The sequence below is a fragment of the Candidatus Phytoplasma gossypii genome (assembly GCF_030586975.1).
In the GTDB taxonomy this organism is placed as follows: Bacteria; Bacillota_I; Bacilli_A; order Acholeplasmatales; family Acholeplasmataceae; genus Phytoplasma; species Phytoplasma citri.
The window spans coordinates 1-1352 of the sequence record NZ_JAOSIT010000070.1 but is presented as its reverse complement, the minus strand read 5'-3'; the positions used below and the strand labels follow the sequence as shown (position 1 = coordinate 1352).

1 pseudogene is annotated in these 1352 nt (G+C 36.2%); it reads right to left on the bottom strand.

The annotated features are described in order from the left end of the window. Nucleotides 1-284: 284 nt before the first annotated feature. Nucleotides 285-1352: pseudogene (locus OC698_RS03245) on the bottom strand (group II intron reverse transcriptase/maturase); the annotation flags it as partial.

The window sequence follows — 1352 nt, the reverse complement described above, 5'->3', positions numbered from 1 at the left end:
TCAAATATAATAAAACATGATAATAAAATAAACAACTAACAAGTGGTAACATAAAGTTAGTCTTCGCAAGAAGATAAATTATGGCAAGCCGGATGCTCGGAAACTTGCTTGTCCGGTTTAGAGGGAGTCTTTTATACGGATAGATTAATTGCGTTTTATGCGGCGATTTGTATTTGCCGTTTTATTTACAATCAGCCCAAGTCCAAACGGTGCGAGCAAGTTTCTCAGTACACTGCTTTTCCTAATTTACTCTCTTGCGAGAACTAATTTCGTCTCACGACTGATTAGCTATTTATTCTTATTTTTTTTGTTTTTCTGATATCATGTATTTGTTGGTTAGTTATCTTCTGATGACAATCTTTATACAATACTTTAGTTCTTTTATTCATGATCCTTTGATGATTCGCGTTGCGAACTGTCCCAATGTGATGGATTTGAAGTTGAGTTGTTCTGTCGCAATTCTCACAACGTTCCGCTTTCAAACAGTCGGGTTAGATGCGTGCGACCTCGGAATATAAATCTATTAATGGTAATATCCGGATTTCCCTTATAGTTACGCATTTTTTTAATTTTATCCCAAGAGTAAACGTCCCATGGTTCGTATTGAGTCTTTCCTTTGTTAATATAGGAGATACCCCAAGTTGAACCTATATGGAATTTCTTTCGAATTCTGGTAATCGACGTTTTTCGTTTCCTTGCCAATGTTTTCAAACAGCTATCTTCAGCTAGATAGTTTAGATAGGTTAAAACACTTAGATTGTCAGCTAAACAAAAGTATTGGATGATTCCTCTAACAATTGTCTTATAGGTCCGGATTATCTCTAATTCGTCTCTACCCGCTAATGTTTCGTCGTGTTTCACCTTTCCCTCTTTTAACCAATTATATTCGTGTCCATATTCTTTGGCTTTCTCTTGGGGAATTTGGATTTGAACTTTACCGTTGAAGGAATTACGCTTGGTCTTTCCTTTACGGGTTTTATCGGTGGAGTTTACCTTAATCAAGTAGGATAAAATACTTTGTTCCTTTGTTGGCTTTCACAATTTTTGACTTATCCTTACTGATCGTAAGTTTCAAATCTTGTTCTAGCCATTGCGTTACTTGATTCTTAATCCCTTCGGCTTTGTCATATTCGCCTTTAATACCAATGATAAAATCATCAGCGTAACGGATGTATTCGACTCTAGGTTTTGGATTTAGGTTAAGAGAACTATCAATTTCCAGTTGATGGTGATGGTTTTTTAAGCCATGCTCTCTCATATTCTGGGTTGCTTTTCTTAATTGGCTTTCCTTCTTTAATCAGTTCTTCCATTTTCAGATCGATGTCGTGTAAATATACATTCGCCAGCAAGGG